Raw genomic sequence first — 18,434 nt, forward strand, 5'->3', positions numbered from 1 at the left:
GGCCCGCCGCCACATGACGGGATCAGCTTTCCAGCAGCCGGGCGCCGCGCCACTCGCCAGAGCGCACCAGCCCGCGTGCCGTATCGGCCAGCACCACGCGCAAGGCCAGCGCGGCGGGCGACAGTTCGTCGTCGGACAAGCTGCAGAGCAGGTTCTGGCGTCCCGCCTGCGGGTCATCGATCTGTGCCAGGTGGAAGCGCGTTTCCGCGTCGGGATAGCGCCCCACCGCCGCCCACGGCTGCAGCGTGGCGCCGAAGCCCATGTCCACGGCGTCCATCAGCATGGCCAGCGAATCCACCTCCTGGATCACGCGGGGCGTGACCTTGGCCCGCGCGAAGGCGGCGTCGAGCGTGCTGCGCAGGCCGTGGACGCCGCTGGGCATGATCAGTGGCACATCGGCCAGGTCGGCCATCGTGCGCTGCGTGGGTGGGTCGGCCTTGCCCTGCGGCAGCGTCTGGCGCGACTGGATCAGGAACAGGGTTTCTTCCAGCAGCGGCATCACCGTCCAGCGCCGGGCGGCGTGGGTGCCGAACAGCACGGCCAGGTCGAGCTGCCGCGCGTTCAGCATTGCGGTCAGGTGGCCGGACAGGCTTTCCACGATATGCAGCCGCACGTCGGGGTAGCGCTCGCGCATCGCGCGGATCAGCGGCACGCCGATCACCGATGCTGTAGTCGGCGCCAGGCCCACGCTGACCGCACCGGACAGGCGCGCCTGATGCGCGGCACGGCGCGCCTGCTCGGCGTGGCGCAGCGTCAACTGGGCTTCGTGAAAAAAGGCCAGGCCGGCCTCTGTGGGGGTCACGCCCTGCGGCGTGCGGCGCAGCAGGCGGGTGGCGAGTTCGCTTTCCAGGCGGCTGATCTGCTGGCTGACCGCCGATTGCACCATGTCGAGTTCCAGCGCGGCACGGCTCATGCTGCCCAGTTCGACCACCCGCACGAAATACTGAAGCTGGCGCAATTCCATCTGGCTCCCCCGGCTGGGCCGATCCGCCCGCGCCAAGCGGGGATCGACTTCGATGTTGTTGGGGGTCTTATACCAGATACGCCGGTATCGCGGTCTGGCGACACCGGCGCGTCAATGCGTCACCGCATCACGCCTCGTCGGCGCCGCTGTACCAGTCCACGGTCGTGTCCAGGTAGACCAGGCCCTTGTCGGCCAGGCCGGGGCGCATGTTGTACATGTCCACGCCCAGCACGCCCGACGCCAGCTTGTCGCGCTTGCCGGCCTCCAGCGCTTCGCGCTCGGCGGCCTTGAGGGCGATCTCCGCCGCGTGCGGACGCGCCACCACGACCACGCCGTCGTCGTCGGCCACGATTACATCGCCCGGGCGCACCTGCGCGCCGGCGCAGACCACCGGCACATTGACCGCGCCCACGGTTTCCTTGACCGCTCCCTGCGCCGACACCGCGCGGGACCACACCGGGAAACCCATCGCATTGAGCGTCGATACATCACGGCAGCCCGCGTCGAGGATCAGGCCGCGTGCGCCGCGCGCCTTCAGCGACGTGGCCAGCAGGTCACCGAACACGCCGTCGGTGCAGTCGCTGGTCAGCGCCACCACCAGAACGTCGCCCGGCTGGATCATCTCCACGGCCACGTGGATCATCCAGTTGTCGCCCGGATGCATCAGGGCCGTCACCGCGCTGCCGGCGATGGCCGTGCCCGACTGGATCGGGCGCAGGTACGGCTTCATCAGGCCGGTGCGGCGCTGGGCCTCGTGTACGGTGGCCACGCCGGACTTGCCCAGCGTTTCGATGTCGCGCGCCTCGGCACGCAGGATGTTGCGGTAGGCAACGTTTCTCATGCCAGCACCTCCGTCACTTGCGGGAACACGCGGGCGTAGCCCTCGCCGTATTGAATCTTGCTATCCGAATTGCGGGTCGCCTGGGCGCCGCGCTGCAGCGCCACGCGGGTGTAGTACTCCCACAGGTGTTCCTGCGCGGCCATCGTCGTGAAGGCGCGCTGCTTTTTCTCCCAGACGGAGGAAATGTCCAGCAGCACATCCGGTTTCCAGTTGCACTGCTCGGGCTGGTGTGGCTCGAACAGGAACACCGGCGGCGCGCCAATGACCGGCACCTCGGGCTTGTAGCCGTGCGCCTGGGCGATGACCCGCGCTTCCTGCGCCACGTGCGTGGCCAGCGGATGGTCGAAGTTGTAGATGTCCTCGCGCGAATGGCTGAGCACCAGTTCCGGCCGAATCTCGCGGTAGATGTCGGCCAGGCGCAGCAGGGCCTCGTCGGATACGCGCAGCGGATAGTCGCCCAGGTCGAAGCATTCCAGCGTGCCACCCAGGATGTCGGCGGCGCGCTGCGCCTCTTCCAGACGCACGGCCTTCACGCGGTCGATCGTCATGCCCGGCTGGCGCCACATCTTGGCCGATTCGCCACGTTCGCCGAACGACAGGCACACGATGCGCACGTGGTAGCCGCGTTCGGCATACAGCGCGATCGCGCCGCCCGCACGCCAGACAAAGTCGGCCGCATGCGCGCTGACCACCAGGATCGACGGCTGGGTTGCTTGGGGTTGGGACATCGTAACTTCCTTAAATCTGTAGCTGTATGGACCTTGGATGGACCTTGTCTGGACCTCAGTCCGCCGTGATGCCGGCCTTGCGGATCACGTTGTTCCACGTCGTGGTTTCGGTCTTCACGAACTGGCCGAACTGTTCCGGCGTGCCCGATACGATCGTCACGCCAAGCTGGCCCAGCTGCTTCTTCACTTCGGGGTCGGCCAGAGCGGTGTTGGCCGCGGTGTTCAGTTGCCTGATGACCGGCGCCGGCGTCTTCGCCGGGGCGACCAGGCCCCACCACACCGAAGCGGTGAAATTCGGCAGGCCCTCTTCCTTGGCGGTCGGCACGTTCGGCAGTTGCGCCGAGTGCTGGGCGCTGGCCACCGCCAGCGGGCGCAGCGTGCCGGCCTTGATATGCGACACCACTTCGAGCGGGTTGATCGGCATGAACGTGATGCGCTCGCCGATCAGGTCGGTGATCGCCGGCGCGCCGCCCTTGTAGGGCACGTGCAGCACGTCGATACCGGCCGTGTCCTTGAGCATTTCGCCGGCCAGGTGGCCCGAGCTGCCGTTGCCGGCCGATGCGTAGTTGAGCTTGCCCGGCTGCGCCTTGGCCTGGGCAACCAGGTCCTTCAGCGACTTGAACGGCGACTTGGCCGGCACCACCACCACCAGCGACGCCTCGCCGATGCGCGCCACGGGCGCGAAATCGGTGGCCGGGTTGAAGCTGAGCTTGTTGAAGAGCGCGGCGTTGGTGGCCAGGCTGTTCGACGCCATCATGATCGTGTAGCCGTCGGCCGGTGCCTTGGCGACGAAGTCCATGCCGATATTGGTGCTGGCACCGGGCCGGTTGTCGACGATGATCGGCTGCTTGAGCAGCTGGCTCATGCGCTGGCCCACCGAGCGGGCCACGATATCCACCGCGCCGCCGGCCGCGTACGGCACCACCAGGCGGATCGGCTTGTCCGGATAGCTGTCGGCGCGCGCCACCGTGGCGCCCAGCGACAGGGTAGCCAGCGTCGCCGCCAGCAACGTTGCCAGAACCGGGCGGCTCCCGCCCTGCAGATTACGAATACGAGCGAGCCCGCGCAGCATGCAAGTCTCCAGATGTTTTGAGGATGTGCTCGCATTCTGGTTGGCGCCCGTGATACTGTCCAATACGTTTTCGGATAGCTTGTTATTTCAAATCCCTATCAATGGACTTCCGCCAACTTCGCTATTTCGTGGCCGTGGCCGAGGCGCTGAGCTTCAGCGAGGCAGCACGGCGCCTGCATGTGAGCCAGCCGCCCCTCAGTGTGCAGATCAAGGCGCTGGAAGAGGAACTGGGCAGCGCGTTGCTGGAGCGCTCGCGTCATCACGTGGCGCTCACGCCCGCCGGCGAGCTGTTCCTGGACAAGGCACGGGCGGCGCTGGCCAACCTGGACCAGGCGCGCGAGGTGGTCAAGCAGGTGGCCTCGGGCGAGGCCGGCGAGATTCGGGTGGGATTCACGGCGTCGGTGCCCATGCAGGACATGTTTCCGCGTGCCGTGCATGCCTTCCGCGAGGCCCATCGCAATGCAAAGCTGGAACTGGTCCATATGTCCACGGGGCAGCAGTTGCAGCAGCTGGAGAATGGCGAGATCGATGTCGCATTCCTGCGGCCGTCGCCGCAGTTCCGGCCGCCGGCCAGCATTGCCGTGCGCGAGGTCCTTGCCGATCGGCTGGTGGCGGTAGTACCGATGGCCCATCCGCTGGCGGCAGGCCCGCAGGACATCGACATCAGCACGCTGTCGCCCGAGCGCTTTCTGCTCTTTCCGCGCGGCCTGGGCTGCGGGCTGTTCGACCATGTGACGACGTTGTGCAACCGTTCCGGTTTCGCGCCCAACGTCGCGCAGGAGGCGCGCGAGGCCACCACGATCATCGGACTGGTGGCCAGTGGCGCGGGGATTTCGGTATTGCCGCAGATCTATGCGCGGACGGGCATTCCGGGCGTGGCCTACCTGCCCATCGCCGGCCCGGACGCCGCCAGCCGCATCCTGATGGCCCATCGCGCGGAAGCGCTGTCGCCGATCATGAAGCGGTTCGTGGGGTATTTCTGAAGGGGGAGTATCGCCGGGTTGCCGGTATCTGCTCCCCTCTCCCGCGCGCGGGAGAGGGGAGCAACCAATCGCGGTTCAGGCTACCGTTGGCTTGACCAGCCCATCGGCACGGAACATCGCCTTGATGCCGCGCACGGCCTGGCGAATCCGCGATTCATTCTCGATCAGGGCGAAACGCACGTACTCGTCGCCGAAGTCGCCAAAGCCGATACCGGGCGATACCGACACCTTGGCCTTGGCCAGCAGCTGCTTCGAGAATTCCAGCGATCCCAGCGCCCGATAGGGCTCGGGGATCCGGGCCCAGATGTACATCGACGCCTTCGGGATGTCGACCTGCCAGCCGGCCTCGATCAGGCCACGCGCCAGCACGTCGCGGCGCGCCTGGTACTGGGCGGCGATCTCCTTCACGCACTGCTGGTCGCCCTCCAGCGCGGCAATGGCCGCCACCTGCAACGGCGTGAACGTGCCGTAGTCGTGATAGCTCTTGATGCGCGTCAGCGCGGCGACCAGATCAGGGTTGCCCACCATGAAGCCGATGCGCCAGCCAGCCATGTTGTAGCTCTTCGACAGCGTGAAGAACTCCACGGCAATGTCCTTGGCACCGGGCACCTGCATGATCGACGGCGCTTTCCAGCCATCGAACACGATGTCCGCGTAGGCCAGGTCGTGCACCACGAAGATGTCGTGCTTGCGCGCCAGCGCGATCACGCGCTCGAAGAAATCCAGTTCCACGCAGGCCGCCGTCGGATTCGACGGGAACCCCAGCACGATCATCTTGGGCTTCGGGTAGCTGCCGCGAATGGCGCGTTCGAGTTCGGCAAAGAAATCGATGTCCGGTGTCAGCGGCACCGAGCGGATATCGGCGCCGGCAATCACCGCACCGTAGATATGGATCGGATAGCTCGGATCGGGTACCAGCACCGTGTCGCCACGGTCCAGCGTGGCCAGCATCAGGTGCGCCAGCCCTTCCTTCGAGCCAATCGTGACAATGGCCTCCTTGTCCGGATCGATCTCCACGTCGTAGCGGTCGCGATACCAGTGCGAGATCGCGCGACGCAGGCGCGGAATGCCCTTCGACGCCGAATAACCATGGGTATCGGGCCGCTGCGCGGCGTCCACGAGCTTGGCCACGATATGCGGCGGCGTGGCCCCGTCGGGGTTGCCCATGCTCATGTCGATGATGTCCTCGCCACGGCGGCGGGCGGCCATCTTGAGCTCGGCGGTGATATTGAAGACGTAGGGGGGAAGACGATCGATGCGCGCAAAGCGGCGCTTGCCGGATTCGGCAGTCATGGAGAGGTCCTTTACGTAAGCGCCCGGAACCGTCCGAGCGACGTCGTGGCCGTTGTCTCGGCCACTGGGGACTGATATTAGCCAGCCACGCGCATTTGCACAACGGGCTGGCGAACAAAAATCACGAAATCAGAACATGCCGCCAGGCGGGCTGGTAGGCCGGTCAGGCGGAAGGTTGCGCACGATGCAGTCCAGAGCGTCGGCGTTGGGCTTGCTGCCGCCGAATGCGCCCGCGATCGAGTCGCGGTACTGGGGCACGGTGATCCGGTTGTAGTACAGCCGCGACGTCTGGTCGAGCCAGTACACGTAGTTGCTGTCGCTGTCGTCCGAACCGCTGCGCAGCCATTCGCCCAGCGGCCGGTCGTTCAGCCGCGTGTTGGCGCAAACGTCCTGGATCTTGTCGAGATAGTTGTTGAGGCCGCGGGCCTCGTAGTTGCGGAACGAATCGGGCGCGCAGGCGGCCAGTCCGATCGAAGCGGTCAGCGCGGCAATCGACAACAACGGGCGAAGGCGAGGCATGGCAGGGTCCGTGGCAATGGGCGTGCAGGCAGTGTAGCCGCGCCGCATCGCCACGGGAACCAGACTTTAGGTTAGTCGTCGATCGTTTCGTGAACGGCCGCGTTGCCGCGCTTCCAGTACGCCGACGCCCGGATGCGCGACTTGTGGATGCCGCGCTCGGTCACCAGGTACTGGCGCACCTCGCGCATCGCGGCCGCTTCGCCGGCGGCCCACACGTAGCCCTCTCCGGCCGGCAGGCTCAGCCAGCGCAGCGTGGCCGTCAGCAGGCTGCCCTCGGGCGCGGCTTCGTCAGCCTCGCCACGATGTTCGTCACGATGGATCCAGTGCACCTCGGCATGCGGGCCGGTGGCCAGCGGAATGCGCGCCGATTCATCGGCCACCTCGACCACGACGATCACGCGCGCGTCCGGTCCCAGTTCCTCGATGCGGCGGCCAATGGCCGGCAGCGCGGTGTCGTCGCCGATCAGCAGGTGCCAGTCGAATTCGGCCGGGATCACGAACGACCCACGCGGGCCGCCCACGCCCAGGTGCTGGCCCGGCTGCGCCTGCGCGGCCCAGGTCGATGCGGGCCCGTCGCCATGCAGCACGAATTCGATATCGAGTTCGCGGGCGGCCGTGTCGTAGCGGCGCGGCGTATAGTCGCGCGCCTGCGGGCGCGGCTGGTCCTCGGGAAACTTGATGCCGTCCGGACCGGCCTGCGGCAGCACCGGCTTGTCGGTACCGGCCTCGGGAAAGAAGACCTTGACGTGGTCGTCGAACGATCCGGAAACGAAATCGGCCAGGTCTTCGCCGCCCAGCGTCACGCGCAGCAGTTGCGGCGACACCTGGCGGGTGCGCAGCACCTTGAGCAGGCGCATCTTCAGCGGATGGCGCACGCGTTGTACGGTCAGGTCACGGGTATCGCTCATGGTTACTCCGGTTGATTGGTGTCGCGCTCGCCGCGCTCAATCTCGTCGGCCGCGCGTTCCAGGATGGCGGCGATGCGGCGCTGCTCGTCGGCCGTGGCGCCGCTGCGCATCATCAGGGCCTGCTTCAGCCGCCCGCGCGCCTGCATCAGTTCTGGTGCCCAGCCGCCTTCCTCGACATCGCGCTGGGGCTGGCCGTTCATGGCCCGGCGCATGAAATCCATCTTGCGCGCCACGTGCTGCAGGCGCGCCACCATCTGTTCCAGCCGCGCGCGGTGCTGGTCCAGGTAGGCGCGGCCAGCGTCCGACAACTGGTAGCGCTTCTTGTTGCCTTCCAGGTCCACCGTGGCGTAGCCGACGTCTTCCAGGAAGGTCAGCGCGGGGTACACCACGCCGGGGCTCGGCTTGTAGAAGCCGCCGGTGCGCGTTTCCAGCGCCTTGATCAGTTCGTAGCCGTGCGATGGCTTTTCATCGAGCAGCGAAAGCAGCAGCAGTTGCAGGTCCTCGGCGCTGAACTTGCGGCCACGGCGCAGGTTGTCGCCGTCGAAACCGTCGCCATCGCCGTCAAAACCGCCGCCGCCCTGCGACCAGAAGCCACCGCCCCGGCCACCCATCATGCCCATCAGCTTCATCGCCATCATGGCGCGCATGCCGCCATGGTGCTTGCCGTGCGGGCCGCAGTGGCCCATATGACCGTGCAAATGATTGAAATGGTGTCGCATTCTTCACTCCAACATATCGTAAGACGTATCGTAAGATATATATCGTACGATATAAAGTCAAGGCGGAATTACAGGATGCCCGCGTGGCGGAGTTCCTGTCACAATGCAAGTCACCTGAGCATATCCAGCGACACAACATCACAAACCACAACGGAGACAGGCGATGACCAGGCAGGTGGAATTCTTCTTTGACTTCGGCAGCCCCTATTCGTACCTGGCGTACAAGGAACTGCCGCGCGTGGCGGCGCGCACCGGCGCCACCATCGTGTGGCGGCCGATGCTGCTCGGTGGCGTGTTCAAGGCCACGGGCAACCACAGCCCGATGGAGATTCCCGCCAAGCGGCAGTGGTCGGACGGCGATCTCGACTGCTGGGCCCGGCGCTACGGCGCGCCATTCCGGCTCAATCCGCACTTTCCGATCAATACGCTGGCGCTGATGCGTGGCGCGATCGGTTACCAGCGCAAGGGCGAGGCCGAATTCCACGAGTATGTGGATGCAATCTTCACGGCGATGTGGGAAACGGGCAGGAACCTGAACGATCCGGTCGAGATCGGCAAGGTTCTGGTGGCGGCGGGGCTGGACCCGCGCGAGGCGCTGGCGATGCTGGACGACCCCGAGGTCAAGGCCGACCTCAAGCGCGTGACCGAGGAAGCCGTGGCGCGCGGCATCTTTGGCGCGCCCAGCTTCATCGTGGAAGACAAGCTGTACTGGGGCAACGACCGGCTGCTGTTCGTGGAGGAACAACTGGCCGGCTGATCGATCGTTGCTGTCGCGTCGTTCGCTACGTTCGCTACGTTCGTTCGCGCCCCGTGGCCGGAATCAGGCCAGCCCGAATCAGGCCAGCCGAAAGGTCGCCACGGCGGCGGCCAGATGGTTGGCCTGCGATTCCAGCGAATCGGCGGCGGCGGCCGCCTGCTCCACCAGCGCGGCGTTCTGCTGGTTCACCTGTTCCATCTGCGACACGGCTTCGCTGACCTGCGTGATGCCGCTGGATTGCTCGATCGACGCCGCCGAGATTTCGCTGACCGTATCGGCCAGGCGCTTCACGGCCGCCACGATTTCCTCGATCGTGCTGCCGGCCTGCTCCACCTGCTGGCTGCCCGCATCCACCTTGTCGACCGACGAATCGATCAGGCCCTTGATTTCCTTGGCCGCATTGGCGCTGCGCTGCGCCAGGCTGCGCACCTCGCCGGCCACCACGGCAAACCCGCGCCCCTGCTCGCCGGCACGCGCCGCTTCCACGGCGGCGTTCAGCGCCAGGATGTTCGTCTGGAACGCGATGCCGTCGATCACGCCGATGATGTCGACGATCTTCTGCGAGCTGGAGTTGATCTCGCTCATCGTCTGCACCACACCGCGCACCACCTCGCCACCGCGCGCGGCCAGGTCTGCCGCGTTGCGCGCCAGGGTGCTGGCATGCGTGGCGCTTTCGGCGTTATTGCCGACGGTCGACGTCAGTTGCTCCATGCTGGCCGCCGTTTCTTCCAGCGCCGACGACTGCTCTTCGGTTCGCGACGACAGGTCCGTGTTGCCGGCCGCAATCTCGCGCGCCCCGGTGGTCACGGCGTCGGAACCCGCGCGCACCTTGGCCACGGTCTGCGTCAGGCCGGCCTGCATGCGCGACACCGCATCCAGCAACTGGCCAATTTCGTTACGCCCCGCCTGCGGCACCTTGATGGTCAGGTCGCCGTCGGCCACGCGCATGATCAGGTCGCGCGCCAGGTACAGCGGCGTGACCACCAGGCGGCGCAGCGCCAGGTGCACGACCACGATCAGGGCAGCGGACATCGCCAGGCCCACGCACACCAGCAGGATCACGCGGTTCAGGCGCTGTCGGCCCTCGCCCGCCGCCTCGTCGTTCAGCTTCTCGGCGAACTGCTGGAAGCGCTCCACGCCGGCCGAGTACTTGGCGCCCGACGACGTGATGTCCTTGTCATTGATGGCCGCGTAGCCATCCGGATCGCCGCCGCGCAGCGCGTCCAGGCCACGCTGCACCACGTCCATGTGGGCGCGGCCGGCGGCGATGATGTCGTCGCGCGTGGTGGCGTCCTGCTCCGCGAAGGCCGCGGCCTTCTCGAACCGTTCAAGCTCGTCCTTCGATTTGGCGATCGACTTGGTGGCGCTGGCCAGCGCGTCATCGTTCACCTGGCCGCTGGCCTTGGCCGCGCTGTACGCGCGCGTCAGCGCGGAGCGCGCGCGCGTCATGTCCTTGTAGGCGTCGTTGAGCAGGATCGCCCGCGACGAAATCAGGTGGATGCGTTCGGCGGCATCGCTGCTGGCGCTCAGTTGACTGACACCCAGCGCGGCGCCAAATACGATCATCAGGCCAAAAATCACAAGCGTCGCCAGCAGGCCGTGGCGAATACTCAGGTTATTCATCGGGGGGCTCTACACGTATGGATTCAGCCCAGCCTTAACGTCCCCCTTCCTTAAACCTTGAGCCTGGCGATACACAGCCTTTGCGTTACATCAAATTAGAGGCTGGATACGTGGCGCATACACCACTCCCCGATACTGCGGACGTCTGCTAGACGTAGGCGATCAACCGCCCGGCGCAAATGACCAGCACCCACGTCAGCAGCGACAGCACGGCACACGCGCGGGCCACCGGTGGCGGGGATCGCAGGGTTTCCCAGCTGCTGTGACCGGCGTGCAGCGCCCGGTAGGGGCCGGCGTGGAACCATGCGGCGTTGGCCACGCCCAGCGCAATCAGACACAGCTTGATCAGAAAGGCGCGATTGCCGATCAGGTCATCGGCATGGGCCACGAACAACAGCGCGCCGCTCAGCAGGATCACCACAAAGCCGACCAGGGTGGCTGGCAAGGCGTGCCGCAGCAGCAACGTCACCGGCAACTGGCGGCCCAGGCCGGCCAGGCGCAGGTCCACCACCACGATCGACCCGAAAAGCAGGGCCATGCCGGCCAGGTGCAGCATTTCGCAGACCGGATAGGCCCATGCCGACGCGCGCAGCCATACCGCGAACGGCGACGCCGCAAGCTGGCCGGCCAAGGCATCGATCGCCGCCATCGGTCAGCGCAGTTCCACGGTCTGGCCGCCGTCGAACGTGATGCGCTCTACGCGCATCTCATCGGCCTTTTCCTTGCTGGCGTAGCCGACCATCGTCACCTGCTTGCCCACGGCCACCTTTTCGGCCGTGGCCCCGCGCGACGTCATGCGCGACACGGGCGCCAGCACGGCCAGCCAGCGCTTGCCCTGCACATCCACGCGGATCGTGGCGTGGGGGTTCTCATAGTGCGTCTCCACGATCTTGCCGGTCACGGTGAGCGGCTTGGTCTCGTCGTAGGTGGACCATCCGTGATGGGCGATGGCCGGCAGGCTGACCAGCGCCGTGGCTGCGGCCAGGCACAGCAGCGGGCGGGAGACGGCGATGCGCGGGAAGATCATGGCGAGACTCCTATGTCGGAACAGGGCGTTGGCCGGCGGATGGCAGCGGGCGGATGGCAGGCGGCACGCACGGACATCCAACCCATCGTAGATGACCCACACCGGAGTGCAAGGCGGAGCATCCCGCACGCCGTGGTACGCTGTGGCTCGCCTTTTCACCCCGCTGCAGCTTCTCCTCCATCGCCATGCCCATCGCCTTCGATCTGCCACCGGCCGCGCGGCCAGGCCAGCCCGCCGATACCATCGACACCCCTTCCCTGGTCCTGGATCTGGATCTCTTCGCCGCCAACGTCGACCGCATGCAGGCTGCCGCAGACCGGCGCGGCATCAAGCTGCGGCCCCATGCCAAGGCCCACAAGTGCCCCGATATCTCGCTGGCGCAGATCGCGCGTGGCGCGGTGGGCATCTGCTGCCAGAAGGTCAGCGAGGCCATCCCGTTCGTGCGCGCCGGCGTACGCGACATCCACATCAGCAATGAAGTGGCCGGCCCCGCCAAGGCGGCGCTGCTGGCCGACCTGGCACGACTCGCCACGCTGAGCGTCTGCGTGGACGACATCGCGCAGGTCGATGCCCTGGCCGCCGCCACCGCAGCGGCCGGCAGCAAGCTCGGCGTCTTTGTCGAGGTCAATGTCGGCCAGGGACGTTGCGGCGTCACCGATCCGGCCGCGATGCTGGCCCTGGTGGAACGCATTGCGCAGCATGGCCAGTTGACGATGCGCGGGCTGCAGGCCTACCACGGCGGCATCCAGCATCTGCGCGGCTGGAACGAGCGGCGCGATGGCGCGGCGCAGGCGGCGGATCGCACCGGCAGCTTCATCGCGCGACTCAATGCCGCCGGCGTACGCTGCGACGTGGTCACGGGCGGCGGCAGCGGCAGCGTGGAGTTCGACCTGGGCAGCGGCGTCTATACCGAAATCCAGCCGGGCTCGTATGTGTTCATGGATGCCGACTACGGCGCCAACGACTATGCGGGCGCGCTGCGCTTCGAGCACAGCCTGTTTATCGCCACGTCGGTCATGAGCGTGGCGGCCGGCGATCGGGTGGTGGTGGATGCGGGCCTGAAGTCGATGGCCGTGGATTCCGGGCTGCCGTGGATCTGGGCCGATGGCAAGCAATCGGCCACGCTCGACTACGTGGCGGCCAACGACGAGCACGGCATCGTGAAGCCGAAACACGAAGACCTGGTGGGCAAGCTGCCCGCGCTGGGCAGCCGGATGATGCTGGTGCCCGGCCATTGCGATCCCACGCTGAACCTCTATGACGAGATCGTGGGCATCCGGGCGGGTGTGGTGGAAAGCGTCTGGCCGGTGTCGGCTCGCGGGCTGAGCCGCTAGGCCTCAACCACGGCAGTCAGGCGAACTGGGCCACCAGTTCGTCTAGGTCGGCCTGCACCCACGCAGCGCCGGTCCACTTTTCAAATTGCAGATCGTCCAGCGGCACGGCCGTCAGCGTGCCGATCCAGTCGGTGGGGGCCGCGCCGCAGCGCAGGCCGCTGGCAACCATCGTCATCGCCTCGGGGACATCGATGTCGGCCACGCGCGTGACCGTCGGCCACGGCAGCAGGCGCATGTCGTGCTCGGGCAGGCCAAAGCGGTAGAGACCAAAGCGTGTGTGCAAGGCGGCACGCGACAGCGTTTGCCTGGCCTGGCCCAATCCGTCGTCGCGCGTTGCGGACGGATCCCATTGCTGGTTGCGCGAGAACCAGAGAATGCCGTCACCGGACCGCGGTGCCAAGCCATGTGCCGCGGCAGGCATAAGCCCGCCCGAGCGCGCGATGGCGACCAGCGGGGTGCCTACCGTGTAATGCCAGACGTAACCGGTTTCGTTTTCCATGTGCAGCTCCTGCGAACGCCCTTTCCGCCTACCACTTTGGTGGCGGCATGCCCCGTTTACAAGCAAGGTCACGGCGTGTTGCAACCGCAACAAATATCGAGCAAGAGGTCTCGCATCTCGCGTCACTTCCCTGCAGGCCAGAACTGGCGCGGCTTCCCGGAAATCCGCAGATGTCGCTGCTTTGGCGCACCTGTTCGTGAATTGAGGGAAACGTCTAAAACCATAGCACACGACGTGGTGCATCGCAGCAGAAATCGCGCCGTGAAAGGTTGTCGAAAGCGTTGCCCGCGCCACCTTTGTCCATCATGGCCATGTCCGCAATGTCTGTACATGGACGGTAAAAAACACGAATAGCGGTATCGGAAATCTTGTCCTCTATGTCACCCGGGTGACCTGTCCGCTGCTTACGCTGCGGACCGCATCGCGCGTCACGCGCTGCCATTTGCCACCCCGCACGAGACACAGACCATGACCGAAGCCCTTCACACCCTTGCCCGGCGACGCCCGCTGGGCATGCTGGCCGCCCTGCTGCTGTGTACGGCGCTGACCGCCTGCGGCGGCGACAGCGACAGCACGCCCCCGTCGAACACCCCAGGCACCGGCACGCCCGACGTCAAGCCGCAAATGAAGTGCGCGCCCTGATCACCGCGCCAGACCCCGTCAGCCAAACCACATACCGCGCATCCGACCCCTCAGGGCAATCCGACATGACTTCCAGCAGCCGACGCAATTTCCTCAAGATGGCCGGTGGCAGCGCCGCCGCCACCGCCGCCCTTTCCGCCTTCCCGCCAGCCATCCGCCGCGCCCTAGCCATTCCGGCCAACAACGCGACCAAGTCCATCCGGGACGTGGAGTACGTGGTGGTGCTGATGCAGGAGAACCGCTCGTTCGATAACTACTTCGGCACCATGAACGGTGTCCGCGGCTTCAGCGACCGCTTCACGATTCCGCTGCCGGGTGGCCGGCACGTACTCCAGCAGACCTATGCCAGCGGCAACACGAATCGCGTCGTGCTGCCGTACCACCTGGACCAGACCGCCGGCAACGCCCAGCGCGTGAGCGGCACGCCGCACAGCCAGCCCGACGCCCAGGCCGCGTATGACCTGGGCCGCATGAGCGCCTGGCCCACGTCGAAGAAGACTCAGTCGATGGGGTACTACACCGAGCAGGAACTGGGCTTCCAGTACGCGCTGGCCAATGCGTTCACACTGTGCGACGCCTACCACTGCAGCTTCCACGGCGGCACCAACACCAACCGCCTGTTTCACTGGACCGGCACCAACGACCCGTTCGGCACTCATGGCGGCCCGGTCATCGACAACAGCGGTGATTCGCTCGACGCCACGGGTATCAACTACACCTGGACGACGTACCCGGAGCGCCTGCAGGCTGCCGGCGTGAGCTGGAAGCTCTACCAGAACATGCCGGACAACTTCACCGACAACCCCCTGGCCGGCTTCCAGCAATACCGCGCCGCCAACGCCGCCCGGGGCAATGCCGCGAATGGCTCGCCGTATCCGGCCTACACGCCAGCCGACGACACCACGAACCCGCTGTTCAAGGGCATTGGCAACACCATGCCCGACGGCGGCTTCCTGCAGGCGCTGCGCGACGACATCGCCGCCGGCACGCTGCCGCAGGTGTCATGGATCGTCGCCCCCGCCACGTATTCGGAGCACCCAGGGCCGTCGAGCCCGGTCCAGGGCGCGTGGTACACCCAGCAGGTGCTCGATGCGCTGACCGCCAACCCCGACGTGTGGAGCCGCACGGTCCTGCTGATCAATTTCGATGAAAACGACGGCTTCTTCGACCACGTGCCGCCGCCGTGCGCCCCGGCACTCGACGGCGCCGGGCAGCCGGTGGGCTACACGACGATGGACGCGTCGACCGAGTACTACAGCGTGGACAAGACGCCGTTCGGCCCGGGGCCGCGCGTGCCGATGTACGTGGTGTCGCCGTGGAGCCGCGGCGGCTGGGTGAACTCGCAGGTGTTCGACCATACGTCGGTGCTGCGCTTTCTGGAGCAACGGTTTGGCGTGGCCGAAACCAACATCAGCACGTACCGCCGCGCCATCATGGGCGACCTGATGTCGGCGTTCGACTTCGTCAACCCGAACGCCAACGTGGCGCTGGGCATCACACCGCTGACGCAGACCGGTGCGGACGCCGAGCGCGCCGCCCAGGACGCCAAGGCGCAGATCCCGGCGCCGACCGTGGCCGCCCAGTCGATGCCGACGCAGAAGCGCGGCACGCGCCCGTCGCGCGCCCTGCCCTATTCGCTGCACACCAGCGGCCTGGAAGAGCCGAACACCAACACGTTCTGGCTGCGCTTCAAGAACGATGGCCAGCAGGCTGCGGTGTTCCACGTCTACGACCGCCTGCACCTGGGCAACGTACCGCGCCGCTACGCCATCGAGGCGGGCAAGTCCTACGACGCCAAGATCGACGTCGGCGCCGACGGCGGCCGCTACAACTTCTGGGTGTTGGGCCCGAACGGGTACCACCGCGCCTTCGTGGGCGATGTCAGCGCGCAGAAGGCCGCCGGCGGCGGCGCCGCGCCAGAGATCCGCGTCTGCTATGACGAGGCCAATGCCCAGGTCTGGCTGACGCTGATCAACCGTGGCACCGCCACCTGCACGTTCACGGTCAAGCCGAACGCCTACCGCAACGATGGCCCGACGACGTTCGAGCTGCCGCCGGGCAAGGAACTGGACCAGCACTGGCCGGTCGGGTCGCAAGGCAACTGGTACGACTTTACGGTGACCACCCAGCAGGGCGGGTTCAGCCGCCGCTTTGCCGGGCGTCTCGAAAACGGTACGCACACCACGTCCGATCCGGCCATGGGCGTTTGAGTTGCCGGCCGGTAGCGGCCGCCGCTACCGGCCCAGGCTCAGGTCCATGATCATGCGCGCCTCCAGGTACAGGCGGCGCGGAATGGCATCGATCAGGATGTACTCGTCGGCATTGGTGTGATAGCCCATGCCGGGCAGGTCCATGCCTTCCAGCACGGGCTTGCCCGACAGCGCGGCGTAGGCAGCATCGCTGCCGCCGCCCGTGCGCTCGGTGGCGATGCCGATCTTGCCGCCCACCTCCTGATAGATTGTCTGCCCTTTCGCGGCCAGTGCCCGGCCGGCGGCCGAGGCATTGAACGCGGGGCGCCCCTTCTTCATATCGATGGTGATCTCGGCGCCGGGCAGCCGCTTGCGCAGGGCGCGCTCGTCGAGCAGGGCGACGATGGCATCGTAGTCGTCGTTGCGGCCGTAGCGCATGTCGGCGGTCAGCGTGGCCGAGGCGGGAATGGCGTTCGACGCCGACCCTGCGGACGTCAGCGTCCAGTTGAAGCAGATCTCGCGCGCCTTGTCGTCGATGTCCTGCGTACGCAGGATCAGGTCCGCCGCCTCGGTCAGCGCGTTGACGCCATGCGACGCCGGCATGGGGCGCCACGCCCTGGATCGTGACTTCCGCATGGGCAATGCCCGACGTGGCCAGGCCAAAGCTCTCGGCCGTGGCAAAGGCCGGCTCGTGCGACAGGACATAGTCGTGCGACGCCGCCAGGCGCCGGATCAGCGCATGCGACCCGAACGACCCGGTTTCCTCGTCGATATTGAACAGGACGGTCAGCGTGCCGTAGTCGCGGAAGCCGCGCGCATCGAGCAGCCCCAGCGCGTGCAGGATCACCGCGATCCCACTCTTGTCGTCGGCGATGTCAGGCCCGTAGGCATGGTTGCCGTCGATCCGGAATGGCGCTTTGGCCAGAAATCCGCGCGGGTACACGGTGTCCATATGCGCCAGCAGCAGGATCTTCTTCGTGCCGGTGCCCTGGAATACAACGACGACGTTGTCGCCGACCACGCCGGCATCGGCCGGATAGCGGGTCACGGCCGCGCCAAGGGTGGCCAGCACGGGGACCTGTTGCGTCCTGGCGGCGACATCGAGCGCGCCGTCGTAGCCCGGCAGCGCAGCGACACTGTCCGAGCAGCCATAAGACACCATCGCGGCGCCGGCGATGGCCGCCGCGCCAAGCAATCTCCTGTACATCATGTTGACTCCGGAGTGATCAAGCCCCTCGGCGTCGGCGCTGTCTGGTGATCTTCGGATGGTCTTTCGCGGCGTGAGGCGGCATTATTGCCAGCCGCTCCAGGAAGGCGATTGACCGAACGCATGGATTCGTCACGCTGTCATATTTCCGCCTTATAGTCCCCGGCTATCGCTTTTTGTCCCCGGGAGTCCCATGCTTGGCGACCTGCTGATGACCTTCTACGAGGTGGCGCGACAGGGCAGCATCACCACGGCCGCGCGTCAGTTGCGCGTGAGCCAGCCCACGGTCACCGGTCGCATCCGGCAGCTCGAGGAGCTGTATGGCGTGGAACTGTTCCACCGCCGCGCCAGCCGCGTGGACCTCAGTGACGTGGGGGTGGCGCTGATGCCGCTGGCGGAGCAGATCATGCAGCAGGAAAGCAATGCCGACTTTCTGCTGCGCAACGCCGGCAACCTGCGCTTTGGCAACCTGCGGATCGGCGCCACCGGGCCCTATTACATCCTGCGCAGCGTGGCCGCCTTCCGGCAGCGCTATCCCGCCATCGAGATCAGCATCGAGATCGGCAACTCCAAGCAGATGATCGAGGCGCTGTACGAATACCGCATCGACGCAGCCGTGTCGTCGCACGCGCTTGACGATGACCGCCTGCACCGCGTGACGCTGGCCGCCGACCCGATGGTGCTGGTGGTGCACCCGGTGCATCCGCTGGCGCGCCGATCACGCGTGGAAGTGGCGGAACTGGCGGCATGCCATCTGCTGGTGCGCGAACAGGGGTCGATGACGCGCGAGGCCACCGAGGCGTCGCTGCGCGCAGCCGGCGCGGGCATGCCGCCGCATACGGTCATCGGCAGCCGCGAGGCCATCTGCGAGGCGATTCGCCACAACCTTGGCGCCAGTGTCATGCCCGCGGGCGAAGTGCCGCGCGATCCGGCACTGGTGGTGGTGCCGTTCGCCAGCCAGGCCCCGGTGATCCACGAGTACCTGTACTGCCTGACCGGCCGCCGTCACACCCGACTGGTTGGCGCCTTGCTCGATTGTCTGGTGGCGCCCGCAGGCGCGGCCGTGCCGCATTGCGAAGCGCCACCGCCAGCGCCTATATTGAACTGACCACCTCTTTCCAAGCCCCCC

The 18,434-nt window shown here is 66.7% G+C and carries 19 protein-coding genes and 1 pseudogene; 6 read left to right on the forward strand and 14 right to left on the reverse strand.

Features of this window, described 5'->3' with window-relative positions; genetic code table 11:
* Positions 1–22 precede the first annotated feature (22 nt).
* The 4 genes from CYJ10_RS18225 to CYJ10_RS18240 all read right to left on the reverse strand — a co-directional run bounded on the left by CYJ10_RS18225 (position 23) and on the right by CYJ10_RS18240 (position 3,605).
* On the reverse strand, positions 23–964 hold the full coding sequence (locus tag CYJ10_RS18225; RefSeq protein WP_101682879.1) for a LysR family transcriptional regulator: 942 nt from the start codon (positions 962–964) through the stop codon (positions 23–25).
* 127 nt (positions 965–1,091) lie between these two features.
* Positions 1,092–1,805, reverse strand: coding sequence for a 4-carboxy-4-hydroxy-2-oxoadipate aldolase/oxaloacetate decarboxylase (locus CYJ10_RS18230; protein ID WP_101682880.1), 714 nt, complete (start codon positions 1,803–1,805; stop codon positions 1,092–1,094).
* Entirely contained in the window at positions 1,802–2,533 is a 732-nt protein-coding gene (locus tag CYJ10_RS18235; RefSeq protein ID WP_101682881.1) for a PIG-L deacetylase family protein, read from the reverse strand. The genes CYJ10_RS18230 and CYJ10_RS18235 overlap by 4 nt, the downstream gene beginning before the upstream one ends.
* A 55-nt stretch (positions 2,534–2,588) precedes the next feature.
* Positions 2,589–3,605: a tripartite tricarboxylate transporter substrate binding protein gene (locus tag CYJ10_RS18240; protein ID WP_101682882.1), complete on the reverse strand. Its 1,017-nt coding sequence runs from the start codon at positions 3,603–3,605 to the stop codon at positions 2,589–2,591.
* A gap of 101 nt (positions 3,606–3,706) precedes the next feature.
* Here CYJ10_RS18240 and CYJ10_RS18245 point away from each other — a divergent pair, with 101 nt between their 5' ends.
* Positions 3,707–4,588: a LysR family transcriptional regulator gene (locus tag CYJ10_RS18245; protein WP_101682883.1), complete on the forward strand. Its 882-nt coding sequence runs from the start codon at positions 3,707–3,709 to the stop codon at positions 4,586–4,588.
* Between the two features lie 75 nt (positions 4,589–4,663).
* Here CYJ10_RS18245 and alaC read toward each other — a convergent pair whose 3' ends face one another.
* The 4 genes from alaC to CYJ10_RS18265 form a co-directional block, all read right to left on the reverse strand.
* Complete coding sequence (alaC, locus tag CYJ10_RS18250; RefSeq protein WP_101682884.1) at positions 4,664–5,881, reverse strand: alanine transaminase; 1,218 nt, start codon at positions 5,879–5,881, stop codon at positions 4,664–4,666.
* Between the two features lie 129 nt (positions 5,882–6,010).
* The gene (locus CYJ10_RS18255) at positions 6,011–6,400 is read right to left on the reverse strand and encodes a hypothetical protein (protein WP_101682972.1); all 390 of its coding nucleotides are present in this window, start codon (positions 6,398–6,400) and stop codon (positions 6,011–6,013) included.
* Positions 6,401–6,471: 71 nt separating this feature from the next.
* Positions 6,472–7,308, reverse strand: coding sequence for a siderophore-interacting protein (locus CYJ10_RS18260; protein ID WP_101682885.1), 837 nt, complete (start codon positions 7,306–7,308; stop codon positions 6,472–6,474).
* A 2-nt stretch (positions 7,309–7,310) separates the two neighbouring features.
* Positions 7,311–8,027, reverse strand: a complete 717-nt coding sequence (locus CYJ10_RS18265; protein WP_101682886.1) for a PadR family transcriptional regulator — start codon at positions 8,025–8,027, stop codon at positions 7,311–7,313.
* A gap of 163 nt (positions 8,028–8,190) precedes the next feature.
* Between CYJ10_RS18265 and CYJ10_RS18270 the strand changes: the two genes are divergently transcribed.
* Positions 8,191–8,784: a 2-hydroxychromene-2-carboxylate isomerase gene (locus CYJ10_RS18270; RefSeq protein WP_101682887.1), complete on the forward strand. Its 594-nt coding sequence runs from the start codon at positions 8,191–8,193 to the stop codon at positions 8,782–8,784.
* 78 nt (positions 8,785–8,862) lie between these two features.
* Here the strand turns inward: CYJ10_RS18270 and CYJ10_RS18275 are convergent, their stop codons facing one another.
* The 3 genes from CYJ10_RS18275 to CYJ10_RS18285 form a co-directional block, all read right to left on the reverse strand.
* Positions 8,863–10,407 carry a methyl-accepting chemotaxis protein gene (locus CYJ10_RS18275; RefSeq protein ID WP_101682888.1) on the reverse strand — a complete coding sequence of 515 codons (1,545 nt, stop codon included), beginning with the start codon at positions 10,405–10,407 and terminating at the stop codon, positions 8,863–8,865.
* 148 nt (positions 10,408–10,555) lie between these two features.
* Complete coding sequence (locus tag CYJ10_RS18280; RefSeq protein ID WP_101682889.1) at positions 10,556–11,056, reverse strand: DUF6644 family protein; 501 nt, start codon at positions 11,054–11,056, stop codon at positions 10,556–10,558.
* Positions 11,057–11,059: 3 nt separating this feature from the next.
* Entirely contained in the window at positions 11,060–11,434 is a 375-nt protein-coding gene (locus tag CYJ10_RS18285) for a DUF6152 family protein (RefSeq protein ID WP_101682890.1), read from the reverse strand.
* A 185-nt stretch (positions 11,435–11,619) separates the two neighbouring features.
* Between CYJ10_RS18285 and CYJ10_RS18290 the strand changes: the two genes are divergently transcribed.
* Entirely contained in the window at positions 11,620–12,768 is a 1,149-nt protein-coding gene (locus CYJ10_RS18290; protein ID WP_101682891.1) for a DSD1 family PLP-dependent enzyme, read from the forward strand.
* 16 nt (positions 12,769–12,784) lie between these two features.
* Here CYJ10_RS18290 and CYJ10_RS18295 read toward each other — a convergent pair whose 3' ends face one another.
* Positions 12,785–13,267, reverse strand: a complete 483-nt coding sequence (locus tag CYJ10_RS18295; RefSeq protein ID WP_101682892.1) for a hypothetical protein — start codon at positions 13,265–13,267, stop codon at positions 12,785–12,787.
* 468 nt (positions 13,268–13,735) lie between these two features.
* Here CYJ10_RS18295 and CYJ10_RS34190 point away from each other — a divergent pair, with 468 nt between their 5' ends.
* Complete coding sequence (locus tag CYJ10_RS34190) at positions 13,736–13,909, forward strand: hypothetical protein (RefSeq protein WP_180862976.1); 174 nt, start codon at positions 13,736–13,738, stop codon at positions 13,907–13,909.
* Positions 13,910–13,974: 65 nt separating this feature from the next.
* Positions 13,975–16,119, forward strand: a complete 2,145-nt coding sequence (locus tag CYJ10_RS18300; protein ID WP_101682893.1) for a phosphocholine-specific phospholipase C — start codon at positions 13,975–13,977, stop codon at positions 16,117–16,119.
* A gap of 24 nt (positions 16,120–16,143) precedes the next feature.
* Here the strand turns inward: CYJ10_RS18300 and CYJ10_RS34835 are convergent, their stop codons facing one another.
* Together CYJ10_RS34835 and CYJ10_RS35125 are read right to left on the reverse strand one after the other, a co-directional pair.
* The gene (locus CYJ10_RS34835; RefSeq protein WP_257993410.1) at positions 16,144–16,701 is read right to left on the reverse strand and encodes a peptidase dimerization domain-containing protein; all 558 of its coding nucleotides are present in this window, start codon (positions 16,699–16,701) and stop codon (positions 16,144–16,146) included.
* Positions 16,702–16,822: 121 nt separating this feature from the next.
* A pseudogene (locus tag CYJ10_RS35125) lies at positions 16,823–17,308 on the reverse strand (M20/M25/M40 family metallo-hydrolase); the annotation flags it as partial.
* 190 nt (positions 17,309–17,498) lie between these two features.
* Between CYJ10_RS35125 and CYJ10_RS18310 the strand changes: the two are divergent.
* Entirely contained in the window at positions 17,499–18,413 is a 915-nt protein-coding gene (locus tag CYJ10_RS18310) for a LysR substrate-binding domain-containing protein (RefSeq protein ID WP_101682894.1), read from the forward strand.
* The last annotated feature ends 21 nt before the right edge of the window (positions 18,414–18,434 follow it).

The sequence above is a fragment of the Cupriavidus pauculus genome (assembly GCF_002858765.1).
GTDB classification, from domain to species: Bacteria; Pseudomonadota; Gammaproteobacteria; order Burkholderiales; family Burkholderiaceae; genus Cupriavidus; species Cupriavidus pauculus_B.

Coding starts and splice junctions, on each gene's coding strand:
- CYJ10_RS18290 (WP_101682891.1), top strand. CDS start 11,620: ATGCCCATCGCCTTCGATCTGCCACCGGCCGCGCGGCCAGGCCAGCCC.
- CYJ10_RS18260 (WP_101682885.1), bottom strand. CDS start 7,308: ATGAGCGATACCCGTGACCTGACCGTACAACGCGTGCGCCATCCGCTG.
- CYJ10_RS18235 (WP_101682881.1), bottom strand. CDS start 2,533: ATGTCCCAACCCCAAGCAACCCAGCCGTCGATCCTGGTGGTCAGCGCG.
- CYJ10_RS18285 (WP_101682890.1), bottom strand. CDS start 11,434: ATGATCTTCCCGCGCATCGCCGTCTCCCGCCCGCTGCTGTGCCTGGCC.
- CYJ10_RS34190 (WP_180862976.1), top strand. CDS start 13,736: ATGACCGAAGCCCTTCACACCCTTGCCCGGCGACGCCCGCTGGGCATG.
- CYJ10_RS18270 (WP_101682887.1), top strand. CDS start 8,191: ATGACCAGGCAGGTGGAATTCTTCTTTGACTTCGGCAGCCCCTATTCG.
- CYJ10_RS18245 (WP_101682883.1), top strand. CDS start 3,707: ATGGACTTCCGCCAACTTCGCTATTTCGTGGCCGTGGCCGAGGCGCTG.
- CYJ10_RS18230 (WP_101682880.1), bottom strand. CDS start 1,805: ATGAGAAACGTTGCCTACCGCAACATCCTGCGTGCCGAGGCGCGCGAC.
- CYJ10_RS18300 (WP_101682893.1), top strand. CDS start 13,975: ATGACTTCCAGCAGCCGACGCAATTTCCTCAAGATGGCCGGTGGCAGC.
- CYJ10_RS18225 (WP_101682879.1), bottom strand. CDS start 964: ATGGAATTGCGCCAGCTTCAGTATTTCGTGCGGGTGGTCGAACTGGGC.
- CYJ10_RS18295 (WP_101682892.1), bottom strand. CDS start 13,267: ATGGAAAACGAAACCGGTTACGTCTGGCATTACACGGTAGGCACCCCG.
- CYJ10_RS18265 (WP_101682886.1), bottom strand. CDS start 8,027: ATGCGACACCATTTCAATCATTTGCACGGTCATATGGGCCACTGCGGC.
- CYJ10_RS34835 (WP_257993410.1), bottom strand. CDS start 16,701: ATGCCGGCGTCGCATGGCGTCAACGCGCTGACCGAGGCGGCGGACCTG.
- alaC (WP_101682884.1), bottom strand. CDS start 5,881: ATGACTGCCGAATCCGGCAAGCGCCGCTTTGCGCGCATCGATCGTCTT.
- CYJ10_RS18280 (WP_101682889.1), bottom strand. CDS start 11,056: ATGGCGGCGATCGATGCCTTGGCCGGCCAGCTTGCGGCGTCGCCGTTC.
- CYJ10_RS18310 (WP_101682894.1), top strand. CDS start 17,499: ATGCTTGGCGACCTGCTGATGACCTTCTACGAGGTGGCGCGACAGGGC.
- CYJ10_RS18255 (WP_101682972.1), bottom strand. CDS start 6,400: ATGCCTCGCCTTCGCCCGTTGTTGTCGATTGCCGCGCTGACCGCTTCG.
- CYJ10_RS18275 (WP_101682888.1), bottom strand. CDS start 10,407: ATGAATAACCTGAGTATTCGCCACGGCCTGCTGGCGACGCTTGTGATT.
- CYJ10_RS18240 (WP_101682882.1), bottom strand. CDS start 3,605: ATGCTGCGCGGGCTCGCTCGTATTCGTAATCTGCAGGGCGGGAGCCGC.